This window comes from Chryseobacterium sp. DZ-32, assembly GCF_059587025.1.
The window spans coordinates 84,290-100,644 of record NZ_JCAIOM010000011.1; the positions used below are offsets into that span (position 1 = coordinate 84,290).

The 16,355-nt window shown below is 39.0% G+C and carries 17 protein-coding genes; 2 read left to right on the plus strand and 15 right to left on the minus strand.

The genetic code is table 11. The features are described from left to right. Positions 1-162: 162 nt before the first annotated feature. The 8 genes from AC59HC_RS13845 to AC59HC_RS13880 all read right to left on the minus strand — a co-directional run bounded on the left by AC59HC_RS13845 (position 163) and on the right by AC59HC_RS13880 (position 5,684). Positions 163-858 (minus strand): VIT1/CCC1 transporter family protein, encoded by a 696-nt coding sequence (locus AC59HC_RS13845; RefSeq protein ID WP_227944149.1) that lies wholly within the window; start codon positions 856-858, stop codon positions 163-165. 98 nt (positions 859-956) lie between these two features. Then, on the minus strand, positions 957-1,328 hold the full coding sequence (locus tag AC59HC_RS13850) for a hypothetical protein (protein WP_496558834.1): 372 nt from the start codon (positions 1,326-1,328) through the stop codon (positions 957-959). A 55-nt stretch (positions 1,329-1,383) separates the two neighbouring features. Beyond that, a complete protein-coding gene (locus tag AC59HC_RS13855) occupies positions 1,384-1,707 on the minus strand; it encodes a low affinity iron permease family protein (RefSeq protein ID WP_496558835.1) in 324 nt (107 codons plus the stop codon). Positions 1,708-1,902: 195 nt separating this feature from the next. Then, positions 1,903-2,310 (minus strand): cytochrome C, encoded by a 408-nt coding sequence (locus tag AC59HC_RS13860; protein WP_496558836.1) that lies wholly within the window; start codon positions 2,308-2,310, stop codon positions 1,903-1,905. Beyond that, entirely contained in the window at positions 2,307-2,588 is a 282-nt protein-coding gene (locus AC59HC_RS13865; RefSeq protein WP_227944153.1) for a hypothetical protein, read from the minus strand. The genes AC59HC_RS13860 and AC59HC_RS13865 overlap by 4 nt, the downstream gene beginning before the upstream one ends. A 2-nt stretch (positions 2,589-2,590) precedes the next feature. Continuing rightward, on the minus strand, positions 2,591-3,580 hold the full coding sequence (locus AC59HC_RS13870) for a cbb3-type cytochrome c oxidase subunit II (protein WP_227944154.1): 990 nt from the start codon (positions 3,578-3,580) through the stop codon (positions 2,591-2,593). Positions 3,581-3,591: 11 nt separating this feature from the next. Further along, positions 3,592-5,343 (minus strand): cbb3-type cytochrome c oxidase subunit I, encoded by a 1,752-nt coding sequence (locus tag AC59HC_RS13875; protein ID WP_496558837.1) that lies wholly within the window; start codon positions 5,341-5,343, stop codon positions 3,592-3,594. Positions 5,344-5,468: 125 nt separating this feature from the next. Continuing rightward, entirely contained in the window at positions 5,469-5,684 is a 216-nt protein-coding gene (locus AC59HC_RS13880; RefSeq protein WP_496558838.1) for a hypothetical protein, read from the minus strand. 131 nt (positions 5,685-5,815) lie between these two features. Here AC59HC_RS13880 and lgt point away from each other — a divergent pair, with 131 nt between their 5' ends. Then, the gene (gene lgt / locus AC59HC_RS13885) at positions 5,816-6,652 is read left to right on the plus strand and encodes a prolipoprotein diacylglyceryl transferase (protein ID WP_496558857.1); all 837 of its coding nucleotides are present in this window, start codon (positions 5,816-5,818) and stop codon (positions 6,650-6,652) included. A gap of 79 nt (positions 6,653-6,731) precedes the next feature. Here the strand turns inward: lgt and AC59HC_RS13890 are convergent, their stop codons facing one another. Further along, complete coding sequence (locus AC59HC_RS13890; RefSeq protein WP_496558839.1) at positions 6,732-7,487, minus strand: SDR family oxidoreductase; 756 nt, start codon at positions 7,485-7,487, stop codon at positions 6,732-6,734. 684 nt (positions 7,488-8,171) lie between these two features. On the opposite strand from AC59HC_RS13890, the gene AC59HC_RS13895 reads away from it, so the two are divergent. Next, positions 8,172-8,600, plus strand: coding sequence for a cold shock domain-containing protein (locus AC59HC_RS13895; protein WP_002981005.1), 429 nt, complete (start codon positions 8,172-8,174; stop codon positions 8,598-8,600). A gap of 249 nt (positions 8,601-8,849) precedes the next feature. On the opposite strand, the gene AC59HC_RS13900 is transcribed toward AC59HC_RS13895, so the two are convergent. From AC59HC_RS13900 to AC59HC_RS13925, 6 genes are all read right to left on the minus strand, one after another. Beyond that, positions 8,850-10,301, minus strand: coding sequence for a TolC family protein (locus AC59HC_RS13900; protein ID WP_496558840.1), 1,452 nt, complete (start codon positions 10,299-10,301; stop codon positions 8,850-8,852). After that, the gene (locus AC59HC_RS13905) at positions 10,282-13,404 is read right to left on the minus strand and encodes an efflux RND transporter permease subunit (RefSeq protein WP_496558841.1); all 3,123 of its coding nucleotides are present in this window, start codon (positions 13,402-13,404) and stop codon (positions 10,282-10,284) included. The genes AC59HC_RS13900 and AC59HC_RS13905 overlap by 20 nt, the downstream gene beginning before the upstream one ends. Before the next feature lie 28 nt (positions 13,405-13,432). After that, entirely contained in the window at positions 13,433-14,521 is a 1,089-nt protein-coding gene (locus AC59HC_RS13910; protein ID WP_496558842.1) for an efflux RND transporter periplasmic adaptor subunit, read from the minus strand. A gap of 60 nt (positions 14,522-14,581) precedes the next feature. Continuing rightward, a complete protein-coding gene (locus AC59HC_RS13915; protein ID WP_110009171.1) occupies positions 14,582-14,914 on the minus strand; it encodes a hypothetical protein in 333 nt (110 codons plus the stop codon). 294 nt (positions 14,915-15,208) lie between these two features. After that, positions 15,209-15,661 (minus strand): SRPBCC family protein, encoded by a 453-nt coding sequence (locus AC59HC_RS13920; RefSeq protein ID WP_110009170.1) that lies wholly within the window; start codon positions 15,659-15,661, stop codon positions 15,209-15,211. 46 nt (positions 15,662-15,707) lie between these two features. Further along, a complete protein-coding gene (locus tag AC59HC_RS13925) occupies positions 15,708-16,352 on the minus strand; it encodes a murein L,D-transpeptidase catalytic domain-containing protein (protein ID WP_482399964.1) in 645 nt (214 codons plus the stop codon). Positions 16,353-16,355: the final 3 nt, after the last annotated feature.

The window sequence follows — 16,355 nt, forward strand, 5'->3', positions numbered from 1 at the left end:
CTGATATATTTTAGTTTCTAACCAAAGGAAAATGACTCACGACGTTCGACGTAAGTTCTGTTTCTTTGCTTTTTTAAGGTTAGATAAGATCATTTTCTTTTTTTGCTGGGCAAATATACGGATTTTTATTAATCTCACAACAAAAATCATTTTATCTGACATTTATGCCACATTAACTCCGAAAATATGTCCCACCAATGCTGTAATTCCCATCGCAACGGTTCCCCAGAAACAGATTCTTAATACCGCTATCTTAATGCTGGAGCCTCCGGCTCTGGCAGAAATTGCACCCAAAAGCATTAAAAAGATGATTGAAAAGCCATATTGAAAATACACCATTTGTTTGAGTGGTGCCAAAAGAGAAACGGTAAAAGGCAGTAAAGCTCCCACAGCAAATGAACCAAATGAAGCCATTGCTGCCAGCAAAGGTTTGGCCTGTGTTATTTCATTAATTCCCAGTTCGTCACGGGCATGTGCTCCAAGCGCATCGTGTTCTGTAAGTTCAATAGCTACCTGCATTGCCGTTTCCCGGGTACAGCCTCTTTTTTCATATACTTTGGCCAGTTCTCTAAGCTCTATTTCCGGCATTTCCTCAAGTTCACGCTTTTCGCGGAGCAAATCTGCTTTTTCTGTATCTTCCTGAGAGCTTACAGAAACATACTCACCGGCAGCCATAGACATTGCCCCGGCAATCATACCTGCTAAAGCAGCAAGGATAATGATATGACGTTCCGGTTCTGCCGCTGCAACCCCAATGACAATACTTGTGGTGGATAACAATCCGTCATTGGCTCCCAATACAGCTGCCCTAAGCCAGCCTACCCTGTTTACATAATGTTTTTCCAGCTGATGATGCATAACTTTTCTTTTTGGTGGCAGGCTAAAGTTACCCAATATTTCGTCAAGAATCAATTTAAATTACCACATTTCATAATGGGTAAAGGCTTTATAGTTGATCAGATGATCAGGGGTTTTGATACCACTTTCAGTATAAAAATCCAGTAAACAATAAATAGTATTTCAAGAATACAATCTATCATATAAGTCCATTTGATCACATTGTTCAGATAATAATAAAGGTCAATCCCTGCCAGCACGGCACAACAGAGCATGATGGCGAGAATAACCAAAGGGCTCTGCTTTATTTTTACTACATATACAATAAGAAGGATATAAGGAAAAAGCAGTAAGCTGACCGTTTTTACCAGCCATATATCCGTCTTGGGACCCGTAATTTTCAAAAAGCTTTCAAGGTGTACAAATGGCCATATTATAGTAAGCAGAAAATAAATCATTTGAACATAGGCCAGTGTCTGATATTTTTTCATGAGGCATGATTTATGAAGTCCATTTTCATGAGATATTATATACCTCTATGATTATCTATTTATATCTATGGTAAGCCATGTGCTGATTTTCCGGCCTGTCGTTATCAGGAATATTTTTTTCTCTGCGCTGTTTTTCCAGGTCTTTATAAAATTTATAAAGCTGTTTCAGTTCATCTTCTGTAAGATGTTGTATTTCTTTTATTTTATGGGAGTCTTTGCTTGCTGCCATCAATTCATCAAGCCTTTCCTGAAGTACTTTTATCTCTTTATTCTGTACATTCCGGATAAAAAATACGGTAAGCCCTGCAATACCTAAAAAAGCAGTTCCTTTAACATACACCGGCCAGTCCTGCCATCTGTCTAAAATATCTTTAATCATAACTATTATTTTAAAATTACTTATGTCAAAACAAGTCATACAGATTGCTCCATATGACCGGTTTTCAACATTAATCTCTAATCTATTTAAACTAAAAGAAGATCTTACGGTTTTCAATTTTTAACCGTATTATTTCTTTCCAGCATTTTTATTGTTCTTATCACGGTTTCTACACAAAGCCCCGGTAAGACTACATTACTGAATATTGTAACTTGTTATTTCATAATAAATCGCCCATGCTGCAAACACAATGACAATGATCCATATCCAGAAAGGAATGGTTTGTGGTGTTTCACTCCCATTGATCAGAAAACTTTTCTGATTTCCTTTATCATAAGCATTGATCATTAAAGAAAGCGTACCGTCCACCACATCTTTATTTTTAAGACCTTCTATCCGTATTGCCGGACCATTGGCTACGGTAAACTGTATTTTTCTGATCCCTTCTTTTCCTGATGGTGAATGGCTTATGATTTTAAGGGTATGGTCACCATCTGTGAGCTTTTGGGTATCCAGATCAAAAACAATGGGAGTATCCAGTTCTGCAATGGGAGCCGGATCATCATCAATAAATAAAAAAACTTTGCTTTTATCTTTAGTCATGATCTTGAATTTTCACCTGAAAAAACGGAGTATTTGATATGGGATTTATCTTTTTCGCCAGGTCTGAACAGATATTTGGCAGAAAGTATAAAAGCCAGTACAGTTATCAATACGACAAATCCTACGATAAACCAGTCCCAGTTACTTTCCGGACCTGTTCCGTGGGTAAAGTTTCTTGTCACCTCGGGCTGCTGGAGTTTACAGGCATCACAGGCAGATACATAGGTTGTAAACATTATTCCAGACAGTATGGTTATACTTTTAAAAAAATCTCTCATTGTTATTTTATTTTATCCATTATGGTTTTCACTTCTTCAGCGGTTACCTTTTTAGCATTATTTCCCCAGCTTGTCCGCTCATGATTCATAATTGCAGCCACATCTTCAGGTGTAAAATTAGCGTTGGTACCCACCGGCGGCATCGTTGCAAACTCAGGTCTCGGGTCATAGCCTTTCATGATGATGGTGACATATAATTCAAGATCTCCTCCTGCAACAACAGGACTTCCTTTCAATGGCGGAAATGCACCGGGAACCCCTTCTCCGTTCGCCTGATGACAGCTGGCACAGTTTGCTGTAAAAAGTGCTTCTCCATCCGGTAAACTTGCATTTCCTCCCTGGGCAGCTTCTTCTTTTTTCTGTTTATAGAGAAAAGCCGGAACAATAGATTTGTCTGTATAATCTGTTTGTTTCAGGGACTTCAGATAGGCAACAAGCAACAGGGCTTCCGGGCCCGCTACAATTTTTTTATATCTGGGACGGAATTTTTCAGGAACTTTCACCTCAACATCTCCGGGCTGAAGATAATCCCTCTCTATAAAAAGCCAGGGATAGGCAGGCATCACTGATTCTTCAACTGCTGCTCTCGGCTGATAGAGATGAATCAGATGCCATTCTGCACTGGGCTGTCTTTCACCGATACTGGTAAGGTCCGGCCCCGTCCTCTGGGTTCCCATCAGATTGGCTGTATTTCTCCAGAAATCTGTACGGGTATTGATGGCAAAATCTGCAGGTATGCTTGGTCTTTTCCCAAAAACATTATCCATTTCTACATTTCTTACCTGCTGGGTATGGCAGGCAATACAGCCGTTATCTATATAGACTCTTTTACCTGCCTGTTCTTCTTTTGTCAGAATTTTCGACTGTCTTGGCAAAGGTTTATTAATCCTTTGGTTATCCAAAGCAGGCAATATGGCAATATAAAGCGTAAGCGAAACAAAAAGTAAAAGTGCAGAGCCAAAAAGGATTCGATGGTCATTTAAAAATATCATGATGCTGATCTTTACGTATTAAACTCTGTATTTCCGTATTGTCTCTTCGCTGCAAGAATTTCTGCAGGCGTTCTGGGAATTCTAACCTGATCTTCTTTTCTTACCATTCTATAGAAATTATAAGCAAAGATCAAATGTGACACCCACATCAATGTTCCTCCGATAGCCCGCCAGAGCCAGAAAGGAGCCATATTGATCACTCCTTCAATAAAAGGTTTTTTCTTGATCCAGAGTTCTCCCGTCTGTGTTCCGCCAATCATTAAAGCAATAACATAAAACAGCAATCCAATCAGTGCAAACCAGAAATGAATTCCCACTAAAAGTTTCGGAGGTTCTTTTCCTGTAAGCCGCGGAACCAGCGTATAAAAAAATCCCCAGAGCATAAATGTGATAATCCCATACATGGTAAGATGTGAATGCGCTACAGTGAAATCTGTAAAATGCCAGAGAAGATTCGTATACCTGAACGCTTCCACTGTTCCCTGGAATGATCCTGTAAAATAAAATATGATAGCCATAAAATAAAACGGAAGCGTATAGCTTGTTCTAAGCTGATACCATGCGCCATTAAATGTCAATAGGAAGTTGGCTGTACCTGCAGCCACCGGAATCAGCATTCCCGCACTTGCAATGATAGCCGTTGTCTGCAGTCGCCAGGGAATCGCACTGAAAATAAAATGGTGGGTTCCGATCAGGGTATAAAAGAATGTATGGGTCCAGAAAGCCAAAATCCCTAAGCTGTAGGAATAAATAGGTTTATTGAGCTGTTGCGGCAAAAAATAATACATCAATCCCAGATTGATCATCATAAACCACATTCCGATAGCCTGATGCATATAATATCCCTGAATAATGGTCTCTCCTACCCCGTCCTGCCAGATAGGAATGTAGGCAATAACAATGACAATAACAATAAACATTGTTCCTGATACGATATACCAGTTAGACAAATAAATTTCTTTGGTTTTTCTGTGTGCGATAGGTTTAAAGAAATTATGCAGGGAAAGGGCTACTCCTATTCCGAAGGTGATCATAATCGGCCAGATATATTCCCGGTATTCACCACCTCCGTTATTTACCCCCGCAAGAACAGATATTGTCCCGGCAAGAACTGCTGCATTAACCAGAATAAGAGAGAGGTAGCCTTGTTTTATATTCAACTTCTCCACATTACTGACCCGAGGTATAACATAATGTGCAAACCCCAGCATGGCCAAAGATGCCCAGCCCCAGAATACGGCATTGGTATGTCCCGGCCTGAGCCTCCCATAGCTGAACCAGCTGGTATGCTCTATATCCGGAGCCACAAGCTTTATCCCTGCATACAAGCCGAAGGTTGTTCCCAATACAAGCCAAAAAATAGCGGTCCCAAGGAAATAAAGAATCAGACGGCTCAACTCAGGGGAAATATATTTCTGAAAAGAAGATGTTCTTCTTTTGTCAGGAAATACCCTCAGCTCTTCTACAGAATTGATATTTTGTACAACGCCTTTTGTATCTGCAGGAGGTAAAGTACCGGACAGATCATTTTCCGGCAGCCTGAAGCTGAGTTCTTTTTCCCTTTGCTCATATTTGGCTACTTCTTCAGGGGAAAGATTCTCTATTTCTTTTTTGGTTTCGGCAGACTCTTTCCGTCTTAGTATTTTAGCATATATAGATAAAAACTTAAGAACAACAATGACAAGGCCGGCTACAATGACCATTAAAGTAAGCAAAAGGGTAATTTGTATCCCGGTTTCTTTAAATAATGAAATATCTGCCATAACAGCGTTATTATGGATTAATGAATCATGATTTTCTGGTTTATTTTCTTAATAGAATTCTCTACTGATCCTTTTTTAACAGAGATCAGTCCCGCCTTTTAAAACGTCAGTGGCTGTAAATATGATTATTTACTTTTTTTAATAGAATCTACGTCATACGCAGAGCTGTCCACCGTTGGTGTTTGATCTGCCGAATCCGGTGAAATCTGGGCGGAGCCTGAAACAAGGCTGTCAGATGCCATAATGGTATCTGTATTGGTCTGTTGTGTCTGAGGTTCTTTTTTGCTGCAGCTGACGACAAAAAAGCCAGCAAGTACAATGAATGATACAATGAATTTCATACTATTAAATTTTGTGGTGTGTGTAGTATCAAATGTAGACAACATCCCGCTAATGCTTTATGACTCAGATCATAGAACTCCTGAACAGTACCATTCTCCCCGGAAAATCCTATTTTCTTATCTTTGCAGCAATGAATTTATTATATATCAACTGGGATATTAATCCCGAAATCATCAATATCTTAGGACTTCCCATAAAATATTACGGATTATTATTCCTTGCGGGACTTGTTTTATCACTTAATATTTTAAAAAGAATTTATAAAAAAGAAGGTCTCAGCGCTCAGGCACATGAGGCTTTATTCTCCTATGCCCTGATCGGAATTCTGGTAGGTGCAAGACTGGGACACTGTCTTTTTTACGATTTTGATTATTATTCACAGCATCCGCTTGAAATATTTTTACCGATTCAGAAAGGGCCGGATGGAGTTTATCATTTTACAGGATTTGCAGGTCTTGCCAGCCATGGCGGCGGTATTGGTCTGGTGATTATGCTTCTCATCTATGCGAGAAAATATTCTATCCCATTCATGACCGTTCTGGATGCCATAGCGATTGTACTTCCGCTGGGTGGTACTTTTATCAGGCTGGCCAATCTCATGAATTCTGAAATTATAGGAATTCCTACTAATGTTCCATGGGCTTTTATCTTCCGTCAGGTTGATGATCTTCCGAGACATCCGGCCCAGCTTTACGAGGCCATCTCTTATTTTATCATTTTCCTTTCTGTTTATTTTATCTACAGGAAGAATATTTTTAAGATCGGAAAAGGGTTTTATTTCGGAATAAGCATTCTGCTGATCTTTATTATGAGAATCCTGATTGAATTTATCAAGGTGGATCAGGTAGAATTCGAACATGGGATGAGCTTAAATATGGGACAGCTTCTGAGTATTCCGTTTGTTCTTCTCGGATTATTCTTTATGATCAAAAGTATACTGGAGAAAGGAAAGGTTAAAACCACTTAATTTCCTTATTTCTTTACCATAAAAAACTCACTGAAAGTTGTTTTCAGTGAGTTTCTTTTTTTAAATAGATTTACAAATACTATCTTGTTGTGTATCCGCCGTTGGCAAATATCGTCTGCCCGGTAATCCACCAGCCTTCTGTTACCAGAAATTCCACCAGCGGAGCAATATCTTTAATATCTGTAAGCCCACCCAATGCGGATGCAGACTTATGATAAGCGACTGCATCGTCAGTTTCCTGCCCGTAGAAGAAAGGAGTATCCATCGGACCAGGTGCTACTGCCGTTACAGAGATACCTCTTGCCCCAAATTCTTTGGAAGCCGCTCTTGTAAAATGCTCTACCGGTGCTTTTGCTCCTGCATATGTAGAATACAATCCGGTGTAAGCTGCCAGCAATGAAGTAACAATCGTACAGATTTTTCCGTGATCGTTTAGTTTTTTACCCGCTTCCTGTAAAAAGAAATACGCAGATTTCGAGTTTACATTGAACATGGTATCATATTCAGCTTCCGTCGTTTCGGAAAATGGCTTTTTCAATACCATCCCAACAGTATTGATGGCAATATCCACTCCTCCGAAACGGGAAATAGTTTCATCGAAAAATTTCGTGATATTATCTACTTTGGTAAGGTCTCCCTGAAATAAGAATGCTTCCGCTCCTAATGCCTGTACCTCAGCCAATGTTTTTTCACTTTCATCTCTTGAGCTTTCGCTGTTGTAGTGGATAGCCAGCTTTGCTCCTTTTGTGGCAAAATCTCTGCTTAATAACCCTCCTAAGTTTTTACCTCCTCCGGCAATTAAAACCACTTTTCCCTGTACATTTTGTGTTGACATGTTTTTATATTTAAATGTTAATAAAACAAAGGTCAATAATAAAAATGGCCTCAACATGGTGAAATTTTCGGGAATTTTTATTTATTCATTTAAACCCCAAAAAAAATGTTTATTATTTTATGTAAACAATAGTTTTTAATAGAATGCTATTTACCAATCAGATACGCTTCGGAACACGTCTTTTCAGTTAAACACTTCTAAATAATTCCCAAACCAGCCTCCATTTTAGGCATAACATTTGATACCTTCCTCCCGTATCACGCACCACCACTTCATTTTTAATATATTTTTTTATAATCCTCAGGCTTCTGAGGATTTTTTTATACTATTATTACAATTTTATGTACCGCTTCATACAGAACACAAGCATCAATTAAAACCATTTCTGATAATCAATCATTTAAAACCTGATTATTCATTTTATTGTTGTATATTTGCATATTAATAAACCAAGTCATTACTTTGTTTTCTGTAACGACCCGAATATTTTTTATTCAGTCTTTGCCTTTTGAGCAGCCATCTTTTTAACTTTTATTCTTCTATTAAAGAACAATACTTGTCGGAATTTTAAAGCTCTGTATGATTGGAAATATCCAAGACAGGAAACATCGGCAGGCTTTATAGGTCTGATACAGACCAGATTGAACCAATTAATTTATAGAAACTAAATACTAAAAATAATTTATGGCAGATTCTTTTTCTAAAAAGGAAAATTTCAAGAAAAAAATTCAAAAGCAAAAAGAAAAGGCGCTAAGACGCGAAGAACGTAAAACGAACAACAACAAAGGGAAGGACATGGAGGATGTATTCATGTACGTGGATGAATTCGGAAGATTAACATCTACTCCCCCTGAACAAAGACAGGAAGTAAATCTTGATGATATTCAGTTGGGTGCAGCACCTATTATTGAAGAAGATCCAAGAAAAACAGGAATTGTTACTTTCCTGAGTGAAAAAGGATATGGTTTCATTACGGAAGATAATTCCAAAGAAAACATCTTCTTCCACAATAACAACTGTGCAGAGCCGGTGAAAAAAGGAAACAAAGTATCTTTCGAAAAAGAGAAATCTCCTAAAGGATTTTCTGCTGTTGAAATTCAGCTTGTTAAATAATATGTACTAAAAGTGATTTTGTTCTGACAACAGATTCATTTTAAACCATACACAAAGAGACTGCCCGTTAGGACAGTCTCTTTTTTTAGGGACATATAAAAAAAGTTAACTTAACTTATAAAAAGTTAGATTGTAACGCAATATGCCGGAATTATTTCAATGATCATTACGGGAATCCGTAACCTTTGATTACATTATAAAAGAAGCTGCCTGAAAAGACAGCTTCCTTCATCGTAAAAAAAGTAAAAATTAATCCAGTTTCCCTCCCAGTGCTTTAAACAGCAGGACGTTATTTCTGGTATTCTGATGCTGGAACTGTAGAAAATCCAGTTCAGCAGTTAATTTGCTCTTCTGTGAATTGATCAGTTCAAAATAGTTGGCGTATCCGGTAAGGTACAGATCATTGGAAACCTCAACACCACGGTCTAGAAAGCCTACTTCTTCTGATTTCAGTTTCAGAACACGTTCATAGATCTTGGTCTGTTTCAAAATCGACTGCAGTTCATTAAAAGCTGTTGTGATACTTTTCTGATAGTTTAAAAAGGCAATTTCCTGCTCTTTGCTCGCTACCTTAAATTCATATTTCAGCTGCCCTTTATTGAAAACAGGAACCATTAATCCTCCCAACAACTGTCCGGCCAGTGAACTTGGTTTAAACAGGGTTTCAACGGAAAAAGAATTCAGTCCGAAACCGGCCCCCAGATCAATCTTGGGATAAAAAGCAGCTCTTGCAGCCTTTGCATCAGCCTGAGAAGCTTCTAAAACATAATAATTGGCAGCTACATCCGGTCTTGAATGGATCACATTTTCTACATTAATGGTTTTATTTAATACTTCCATATTGGTAGGCATCAGTATTTTACCGCGCTTCACCTCTCCGCCATAGCTTCCCGTTAATGTTGTAATTGCCTGCTCTACTGTAACAATTTCCACTTTGATATGTTCAATCTCTGCCAGCCAGTTGTTATTCTGGGCTTTAAACTGCTGTACTGCCAATTCCGTAGCTTTTCCCACTTCACGCTGGGCCAGAACAATTTCAAAGGCTCTTTGCTGAAGTTTATAGTTTTTCTGATAAATCGCAAGACGGTTATCTAAAGCAATCAGCTGATAATAGAGATTCGCAATATCTGTGAAAAGCTCTACCTGCAATAATCTCAATCCTTCCGTTGAAGCGAGATATTTCTTCTGCGCAGCAATCTTCTTATTTTTCAGCTTTCCCCAGGCATCAATTTCCCAGCTGCTTCTTGCTCCCAGCCAATAGTTAGGAGTAAAATCCCTGTTAATTTTCTGGTCTTCCGTAATATTAGGCGAAAGATTGGTATCATAGTTTCCCACACCTTCCATTGTATATTTTCCATAATGATTACCGGAAACCTCTGCTCCCACTTCAAGGGATGGCAGCAGATCCATCTTTGATCTTTGAAGAAAGCTGTTGGCAATCTCCACTCTTTGCCGGGCAATCTGGAAGTCCGGATTTGCCTGAACTACTTTATCAAAAAGTTCAAGCAGCTGCGGATCCGTAAAGTAAGCTTTCAGATTGATCTGCCGGAACTCATCAGGGTTTTTATTTTGATCTGCTTTAATAATCTCTTCTGGTAATTGCTGAGCTTTTTTCAGCTCCGTTACTTTGGGAACAGCACACGAAACAAGGCTCAGTGATGCTATTCCGTACAATATATTTCTATGATTTAATCTTTTCATTTTTCTTCTTATTTTCAAGTTTTGCAAAGAATATATACAGTCCCGGAATCACTATCAATCCGAAGATGGTTCCAATCAGCATTCCTCCTGCTGCTGCCGTACCAATGGAACGGTTACCGATGGCTCCGGCTCCCGATGCAATACATAGAGGAATAAGTCCCGCTACGAATGCAAAAGACGTCATCAGAATCGGTCTCAGACGCTGCCTTGCCCCTTCAATAGCCGCAGGAATGATATCAAATCCCTGTTTATTTCTTGCTACGGCAAATTCTACAATCAGAATGGCATTTTTGGCCAGAAGTCCGATCAGCATAACCAATGCCACCTGGGCATAAATATTATTATCAAGACCCATAATTACCAATGCGATATAGGAACCGAAAATTCCTGTCGGAAGGCTTAATAATACCGGCATTGGAAGAAGGAAACTTTCATACTGTGCCGCTAATAAAAGATACACGAATAAAAGACAGATCGCGAAGATATAAACGGTCTGGTTTCCTGATAGGATTTCTTCTCTTGTCATTCCTGACCATTCAATATCGAATCCCCTTGGTAAAGATTCTTTGGCTACACGTTCCACAGCAGCAATAGCATCCCCGGAGCTGTAACCGTCTGCGGGTTCTCCATTGATCATGGCCGACATATACATGTTGTACCTTGTAAGCACTTCAGGACCGTATACTCTTTCGATAGTAATGAAAGTGGAAAAAGGAACCATTTCGCCTTTATCATTTTTTAAATATAAATTCAGAATACTTTCAGGTGTATCCCTGTGCTCAGGACTTGCCTGGACCATCACTTTATACATCTGGCTGAAACGGATAAAGTTCGTAGCATAGTAAGATCCCAGCATCGTCTGCAGCGTAGACATCGCATTATCTACCGAAACTCCTTTCTTCGCTGCCATATCATAATCCACATTGATCATGTACTGCGGGAAAGTAGCATCAAAACTGGTAAAACTGTTCTGCAGTTCGGGCGCTTCATTGAGTTTTTTAACAAAATCCTTGGTGATCTTATCTGTATTTTCAATCGTTCCTCCGGTTCTGTCCAGCAAACGTAATTCAAAACCACTGGTATTCCCGAATCCGGGAACGGTTGGCGGTGCAAAGATTTCAATCTGAGCATCTGCAATACCCTTTGTTTTATCAGAGAGTTCTGCAATGAGATCATTTACTGAAATACTTCTTTCTTTCCAGTCTTTCAGGTTGATCATCGCCATTCCGTAAGAAGAACCTGCAATTTCAGTTACGATACTGTACCCTGCAAGTGTGGTCACGTTTTCTACTCCTTTAATTTTCTTGGCAATCACTGTTACTTCATCGAGTACTTTTTCTGTTCTTTCCACTGTAGCGCCCTGCGGAGTGGTAACACTTACGTACACCATTCCCTGGTCTTCCATTGGGATAAATCCTGTCGGCAGGAATTTGCTGGTCACAAAAGTAAGTCCGATAAATAAAAACAGCAGTCCGAAAGTTACTGTAGTTCTTGTGGCAAATTTTGATAAAATACCTACATAACCATTCGTCAGTCTTTCAAATCCGGTATTGAAACTCTGGAAAGCCCTGTCGATGATCGTTTTCTTCTTATTGTTGTCATGAGGTTTTAAAATAATCGCACAAAGTGCCGGAGTAAGTGTCAATGCATTCACCCCTGAAATGACAATACTGATGGCCAGCGTTAATGAAAACTGACGGTAAAATACTCCTACAGGACCATCCAGGAAAGCCACAGGAATAAATACCGCAGACATAACGATCGTAATCGCTACTACAGCTCCTGCAATTTCTTTGGTGGCACTGATGGTGGCATCCATCGCATTCATTCCTTCTTCCATTTTCACGTGGACGGCTTCAACGACGACAATAGCATTATCGACGACAATTCCGATGGCCAGAACCAACGCAAAAAGGGTTAAAAGGTTGACAGAGAAATCCAGCATATTCATGAATGCAAAAGTTCCTACCAATGCTACTGGTACAGCCAGTACAGGAATCAATGTGGAACGCCAGTCCTGAAGGAAGATAAAAACTACAATTCCTACCAGAATAAAGGCTTCAATAAGGGTTGTTAATACTGCACTGATGGAAGCATCAAGGAATCGGGAAACATCATAAGCCATGTTATATTCCATTCCAGGAGGGAAGGAAGTGACTTTTAATTCTTCCATTTTTGCCTTTACACTTTCAATAACTTCAGATGCGTTGGAACCCGGGCGCTGCTTCATCATAATGGATGCAGAAGGTCTTCCGTCTGTTTTGGAAACCATTCCGTAGTTCATGGCTCCGAATTCCACTTTAGCAATATCTTTAAGCTTTAAAATAGTTCCGTCCACATCAGATCTGATGGGAACTTCTTCATATTGTTTGGGCTCAAAAAACTTTCCTTTATATTTGATAACATACTGAAGCTGGCTTGAGGTTTTACCAGAGGTTTCCCCTACTTTTCCAGGTGCAGCGGAAATATTCTGTTTTTGCAGGGAAGTGATTACCTCATCTGCAGAAATATTGTACGCTGCCATTTTCTGAGGATCCAGCCATACTCTCATCGAATATTCTTTCTGTCCCATAATTTCAGCACGTCCTACTCCATCAATACGTTTCAATTCCTGAAGGACGTTGATATCCGTAAAGTTATAGATAAACTGTTCATCCTGGCTCGGATCTGTACTGGTGATATTAAGGTACATCAGCATACTGTTCACCTCTTTTTCAGTAGTTACCCCGGCTCTGATTACTTCTTCAGGAAGTTCATCAAGAATAGTGGTTACCCTGTTCTGAACGTTTACTGCAGCCACATCAGGATCTGTTCCTACTTCAAAGAATACCTGAATAAGGGTAAGACCGTCATTGGAGGTTACCGTAGACATATACGTCATCCCCGGCACCCCGTTGATGGCACGCTCCAGAGGAAGGGCTACCGCATTGGCAGACACTTCGGCATTCGCTCCCGTATATTTTGCCGTAACGGTTACTGAAGGTGGTACAATATCGGGAAACTGGGTGATCGGCATTTTCAGCAACGCCATAATTCCCAGCAATACAAATAATATGGAAATAACCAACGAAAGAACCTTTCGTCTTATAAACATTTCTACCATAGTCGATTGATTTAAAGATTATGAAAGGTTAATACTTCTTTTTGATTTTGATGATATCTCCATCTTTCAAAGACTGAGTTCCTTCATAAATGATTAAATCTCCTTTTTTAAGACCGCTTTCCACCACATAAGAGTCTCTTAAGGTAGTTCCGATCTTAATATTGGTCATTTTCACTTTATTCTGTTTATCTACTACAAAAACATAGGTCTTATCCTGAATGGAGAAGGTCGATTTTTGTGGAATAAGGATCGCATTATCCTGCTGTTCGGAAATGATAAGCTTCCCGGAAGTACCGTGTTTGATCAAACGGTCCGGATTCGGGAAAAGCACTTTATAGCGGATAGAACCTGTAGTTCTGTCGATTTCCCCTTCGGCTGTTTTCAAAGCTCCGTTGAACTGGTAATTGACTCCATTAGGCAACGTCAATTCAATTTTTTGATGGTTTCCGATTTTATCGTTAGCTAAAAGTTCAAAGTATAAGTTTTCAGGAATGGAGAAATAAGCGTACACTTCGTTCAGTTGTGAAAGTGTGGTTAGCAATGTTCCATTTTCCACCAAACTTCCGTCTTTATGGGGAATTACATCAATCACTCCATCAAAAGGTGCTGTAATTCTTGTAAAGCTTATTTTCTGAAGAACCGCTCTTTTTTCTGCATCGGCAAAGGCATGTTTTGCCTTCGCTGAAGATAGTTTTGCCTTTACCATTTCCAGCTCGTTATTGGCTACAAATTTCTTAGCATGAAGGCTCTGAATCTGCTTCAGCTCTACTTCTGCAATACGAACGTCTGCTTCAGTCTGTTTTAATGCTGCATTGGCTTTCAGAAGTTCCATCTGCAGCTCAGCATCATTGATTTTAAATAAAGCCTGTCCCTGCTGAACAAACTGTCCCTCGTTGACATAAATATGCTGGATAATACCTCCGATTCTGGAGCGCATTTCAACATTTTTTTTAGCCTGGATATCGGTGACAAACTGGTTGCTCACCAATGTATCTTTTTCCTTGATTTCCAGTACGGGAACTTCTTTATCTTTTTGATTGTTTTTTTTCTTGTCTTTACTGCATGACACAGCGAATAATGTTGCAAGAATGCAAATTATTACAGTTTTAAAATACATTTTTAAATGTTTAAGTTATAAGATTTCCGTTAAAATGATTTGGCATTCAGAAACTTAAACCTAATACAGCTGGAGGAGATGGAGAAAGGATTTAACGCCACAAATCGTGGAAACCGCAATCTCAGGAAGGGAAACTTTTGGAATAACTTTTAATATTCCTGAAAAGTCTGCAATGGCAGAATCATTTTTTTTAACTGAATGTTTTACAATTTTTGAAGCAGCAGGCAGCGCATGCGTATTCATATCTGCTTCCTCGTAAACATCCAGAACATGAATGTTGGTTACAGGAGGAACATGAGGGATATTTCTCAATGATTTTTCCGCCCAATTCGAATTGAAAAGGGAAAAAACCAGTATGATATAAAATAAGAAAAATGACCTCAGACCTGCCATGTCAATCAGAATACTTTAGTTTTTCAGTAAAAACGATAGTTGTGCAAAAATAGGGATTTCTACTGGAAAATCCGGCCATGGAATTGTTAAAAAAACTTAAACAATTAGTGAATAATTCTGCTCATTCGTATTTATATTCATACGTAATGACAATACAACGCAAAGTCTATTCATGCAGTCTGTTATTGCGTAGGAATCCAACTTTTAAAATTCTGAATGAAAAACGGGATTAGGTTTTGGCCAGATGAATTTTGGCTTATTTTTAACGGGCTAAAGCCCGTTCCTATTGAATACTTAGAACAGTTTACTCAATACTCTGAAACGATAATCAAAGATGTATTCCAGTTTCTTTTTCACGAAAAGACCGTGGGCAATTTCACCTAAAAATCCCATGGGAAGTTCATAATCTATGGTGTCTCTCATCAGAACCCCTTCGGCATTGGGAATAAATTCATGATGATGGTTCCATAATTTGTACGGTCCTTTTTTCTGAAAATCAATAAAGCTTTTCCGGAAGTCTACATGGGTAATCTCAGTCTGCCACTTCATTTTAATACCGAATAACGGAGAAACGTAATAATCGATGAGCATCCCTTTATAGATTTCATCGTTTTCCATTTCCGTTAATACAATAAAGCCCATATCCTTCGGGGTGATTTCTGAAAGATTGTTGGCTGAGGAAAAGAATTTCCATGCCGTTTCTATATCACAATTGAGCTGTTGTTCGCGGAAAAGGGTATGTTTCATAAGGTGGAATCAGTTAACACGATTGTTATGAAACAAAGGTAAAGATTTAATTATAGATCCACATCAGTACAGGTTTTCCCGATTTCTGAATCATCGGATCAATTTCTTTCATGGCGTTATTGGAAACAGTCGGACAGCCCCAGCCTTCGGGAGATCCGTCAGGAAACACTTCATTATCGCTCATCATATCCCATGAATGAAAGACAATAAATCTTTTTAAAGCATTACTGTTGGTTTCTTCGAGGCCGTGCATGAGGTATTTTATATTGATTCCCCAGTCGCTGTAGCCTCTTCCTTCCAATTTATACTTTCCTAAAGATGAAAGGTGACTTCCATCCTCATTGCTGAAACCCGGATTGGCTTTAGAATAATCTTTACTCCATGAATTGGAACCGCAGCCATGTCCTACCAGATATTTCTTTGATATTTTATTATTTTTAAAATCCCAGATAAAAAAACGGTTAACACCGGAATGAAGGCTCATATCAATAAGAATGCAGAAGTCTTTGCTGAGGTTCTTTGAATCACAGAATTCCAATGCTTCTTCCGCTTTACTTTTTATTTTCGAAAGATTGGCTTCAGGCTTCTTTTCTGCCGCCAGAGGTCTATTGGTTATTATTGTATTGCTTTTCCTTTCCTGGGAACATGAACCCACCAAAAAGATAATGAACAACAGATAAATCCTCTTCATATA